Genomic DNA, 4061 nt, shown 5'->3' with positions numbered 1-4061 from the left:
ACAAAGTATTTTTTTTGTTTTACAAAGTATTTTTTTTGTTTTATTTTCACAAGTTTAATCGAAAAAAAATGATGATTTCTTATAAAAAATTGTTGAAATTTCACTAATTTTGTGCGATACTCTATTTAGCGTATTGAGCTAATCATACACACAATTTAATAAAATTAAGAAAAGGAGGTTTTTTAGCAATGGCGTTAAAAAATCAGTATCTGATCGACTTACTTGAAACAGTTAAGAAGAGAAATGCAGGAGAGCCTGAGTTCATCCAGGCCGTAACAGAGGTATTTATGTCTCTGGAGCCTGTTGTTGAGAAAAGACCGGATCTCGTAGAGGCAGGCGTTTTCGAGCGTATCGTAGAGCCTGAGAGACAGATCATCTTCCGTGTACCTTGGGTTGATGACAATGGCAAAGTTCAGGTAAACAGAGGATTCCGTATCCAGTTTAACTCAGCTATCGGACCATACAAGGGAGGTCTCAGACTTCACCCTTCTGTATACAGCGGTATCATCAAGTTCCTCGGTTTCGAGCAGATCTTTAAGAACAGCCTTACTACTCTTCCTATGGGCGGCGGCAAAGGTGGTTCCGACTTCAACCCTAAGGGTAAGAGCGACGGAGAAGTAATGCGTTTCTGCCAGAGCTTCATGACTGAGCTTTGCAAGCACATCGGTTCTGACTGCGACGTACCTGCCGGCGATATCGGAACAGGCGCTCGTGAGATCGGTTACATGTTCGGACAGTACAAGAGAATCCGCAATGAGTGGTCTGGTGTACTTACCGGTAAGGGTCTTACCTATGGTGGTTCCCTCGCTCGTACAGAAGCTACAGGTTTTGGTCTCTGCTACTTCACAGAAGAGATGCTGAAAGCAAACGGCAAGAGCTTCAAGGATCAGACTGTTGTTATCTCCGGTTCCGGTAACGTAGCTATCTACGCTACAAAGAAGGCTACTGAGTTCGGTGCTAAGGTTGTTGCTCTTTCTGATTCTAACGGATATATTTACGATCCAGACGGAATTGATCTTCCTGTTGTTCAGCAGATCAAAGAGGTTGAGCGCGGACGTATCAAAGAGTATGTTGAAAGAACCTCCCATGCAAATGCTACATATACAGAGGGATGCAGTGGCATCTGGAGCATCAAGTGTGACATCGCTCTTCCTTGTGCTACACAGAACGAGATCGATGCAGAGAGTGCCAAGAGCTTGCTGCAAACGGCTGCTACGCTGTATCTGAGGGTGCTAACATGCCTTCTACTCCGGAAGCTATCGACGTATACTTCGAGAACAAGATGCTCTACGGACCAGCTAAGGCTGCAAATGCCGGTGGTGTTGCCACATCCGGTCTTGAAATGAGCCAGAACTCTGAGAGACTTTCATGGACCTTCGAGGAGGTTGACGGAAAGCTTCATAACATCATGAAGGAGATCTTCAAGTCTTGTGACGAGGCTGCTAAGGAGTTCGGTATGGAAGGAAACTACATGGCCGGTGCAAACATCGCAGGTTTCTTAAAGGTTGCAGAAGCTATGAAGGCTCAGGGTTGTGTTTAATTCATAATCCATTCATTCATACGACAAAGAATAATTCAGGGGATCCACGATTTTCGTGGATCCCCTTTTTCATGGTATAGGAAAATGCTCGAAATATAGCGTTATGTCAACGAGAATTGCAAAGTAATTCCTGGAGGGCAAAACGCTGGTTTTGCCCTTCTCATTGCACTCTGTCCGCTTATCTCACGGGCTAATGCAGAGAGCCATGCTCTCTCTCAAGCTCCCTGTAAACCTTTTCGGCTGTCCAGAAGATATTGTGTGGTGTGATAACCGCTTTCAGCGAAACCGGCTCAATTCCGTCCTTCCGGTACTCTGCCAGAAAACGATCTACAGCCGCCGAGTCCATCCCTGAAAATATCAGCATCTCTCCATCAAATTCGTCACTCTCTTCAACAGCCTCTTTTGCAAAGCCAACGATTCCCGCCAGACTGCCGATCTTTTGCTGATAATCCCCGGCTGTCACCTTGATAACCTCAATATTAAGCCGGCGGCACAATAGACGGATCTGCTTTTCCTTGGCGCGCTCCATATGAAATACCAAAATCGTTGCTCCCCGCATATCCGTTTCCACCTTTCCTTCGTTTATTATTTCTGTTTCTGCCATTTAATAGCGGATATGAAAGCTCCGCTCATCCTCCTGCACAACCAGCTGCTTCATATCCATATCCACAATGTCAATATAACGGTCATTCTGAAGTAGCTGCAGCATCTGATCAATGGATGCCTCGTCGCCCTGAACCTCCATCAAAACTGTTCCGTCATCCTCATTATAGACCCAGCCTGTCAGTCTGTACTGCTCTGCTGCGTATTGAGTCCGGTACCGAATCCAACCCCCTGTACTCTTCCGTAAAATACAATCCTTCTTCTGATCTCTTTTCTTTCACTCATCTGATCTACCTCAGTCAAAGCCCTGTTTCAGCTCCTCCATCAAGTCATGAACCGTTGTCATTTCATGAATCCTTCCTATTTCTGCTCCACAGAAGATCAATCCATTATCTACATCTCCCCGAACGGCTTTGGTCAACGCCTCCGTAATACAATATGGAATTTCATTGATATTACACTGACGCATACATCCATAGCACTTTTTTACCGTGATACGTTTTTCCCTGATCTCATCAAGAAAGTGATTATGAAGTGCTCGTCCGGGCATTCCAACCGGGCTCTTAATAATCTCTATCTCATCCGAAGTTCCCTTGATATATGCTTCCTTATATTCCTTTGCCGCGTCACATTCCTCTGTGACGACAAACCTGGAAGCTACCTGAACACCATCTGCTCCCAGAGAAACCGCATGTCTGACATCCTGCGCTGTGAAGATACCTCCAGCCACGATCACCGGTATCTTCTGTTGAAATCGCACTGCAAAACCACGCACAGTCTGTATAATCTCTCTGATTCTTGTATCATAATCAATTGCATCTATATCGTCAAGTTCTTCTCTGGAAAATCCAAGATGACCACCCGCTTTGGGTCCCTCGATTACAATAAAATCTGCGGTACGATGATATTTCTTCTCCCAGCGCTGTAACAGAACTTTTGCTGCCTTTGCCGAAGAGACAATCGGAGCAATCTTTGTGTCACTTCCTTCGACATACTCCGGAAGCTTTGCCGGAATACCAGCACCACTGATGATCACATCTGCTCCGGCTGCCACAGCAGCTTTCACATGATCTGCATAATCTTTTAATGCAACCATGATATTAACACCGACCAAACCGTTTTTTGCCTTTTCCTTTGCCAGACGAATATGTTTAACAATCGCTTTTCTATTGGCGGCTGCCGGATCCGTTTCAAATTCAGCCTCATCATAACCAATCTGTGCGGTTGAAATAATACCAATTCCACCTTCTCCCGCTACCGCTCCGGCAAGCTTTGAACGACTGACTCCAACCCCCATACCGCCCTGTATGATCGGCACCTTTGCTATTTTGTTTCCAATCTGTAATTCGTTCATATACATCCTCCATTCCCGATATTTTCTATACCGTCATTCAATATATTATCTTTTCGCGGTAATGATGTCAATATTTTCTTTTATCATTTTCTATATTACATAGTTTTAATTACCACATTCCGTTTTGTACAATAAAAATATTTTAATAACTAAGACTTCCCATACCTCAAATTGATGTATGTCCATAATATTTCTTATGTCCGGTTATTTAGAAATCATATTTTGCCTGCCAATATGTTAAAAATCCGTGAGCTATGACTAAAAAATTGTCTTGTCACTTACGGATTTCGAAAATTCTAATTGCTTTGCTGCTTTGATTTTCGATCAACGCATCCTGCCGTACTCGCCCCGAGGTGGGAATCAGATGTTTCGAAAGGCACTTGCACCCGCCGGTACTTACGCCCGGATTTTGCAAATGATATAGATACTCCATCGAACATCCGGGGCGTTATGTACGCTGCGTGGTGCAGTGGTAGCGGGAGCGTGCCGTCCGAAATAGCTGAGCCCACCTATGGGGCTCAGTCGTGCGGATGCGTATTTATCAAAGCATTGCAAAGCAAAGAT

The 4061-nt window shown here is 44.5% G+C and carries 3 protein-coding genes and 1 pseudogene; 1 reads left to right on the top strand and 3 read right to left on the bottom strand.

Annotated features, from left to right (window positions below):
• Positions 1–188 precede the first annotated feature (188 nt).
• Positions 189–1540: pseudogene (gdhA, locus tag DXA20_RS15825) on the top strand (NADP-specific glutamate dehydrogenase).
• A gap of 190 nt (positions 1541–1730) precedes the next feature.
• On the opposite strand, the gene DXA20_RS15820 reads toward gdhA, so the two are convergent.
• The 3 genes from DXA20_RS15820 to DXA20_RS15810 form a co-directional block, all read right to left on the bottom strand.
• Positions 1731–2099 (bottom strand): DUF3783 domain-containing protein, encoded by a 369-nt coding sequence (locus DXA20_RS15820; protein ID WP_158577265.1) that lies wholly within the window; start codon positions 2097–2099, stop codon positions 1731–1733.
• 45 nt (positions 2100–2144) lie between these two features.
• Positions 2145–2327, bottom strand: coding sequence for an acylphosphatase (locus DXA20_RS18220; RefSeq protein WP_330421118.1), 183 nt, complete (start codon positions 2325–2327; stop codon positions 2145–2147).
• Positions 2328–2438: 111 nt separating this feature from the next.
• A complete protein-coding gene (locus DXA20_RS15810) occupies positions 2439–3497 on the bottom strand; it encodes an NAD(P)H-dependent flavin oxidoreductase (protein ID WP_330421113.1) in 1059 nt (352 codons plus the stop codon).
• Positions 3498–4061: the final 564 nt, after the last annotated feature.

This window comes from Roseburia sp. AM59-24XD, from assembly GCF_003478445.1.
In the GTDB taxonomy this organism is placed as follows: domain Bacteria; phylum Bacillota; class Clostridia; order Lachnospirales; family Lachnospiraceae; genus Jutongia.
Note: the sequence above shows the minus strand (reverse complement) of the source record. Positions and strands in the feature narration are given on the sequence as shown.

Excerpts from the sequence above, each read along its gene's own strand:
- DXA20_RS15820 (WP_158577265.1), bottom strand. The coding sequence starts at position 2,099 with ATGCGGGGAGCAACGATTTTGGTATTTCATATGGAGCGCGCCAAGGAA.
- DXA20_RS15810 (WP_330421113.1), bottom strand. The coding sequence starts at position 3,497 with ATGAACGAATTACAGATTGGAAACAAAATAGCAAAGGTGCCGATCATA.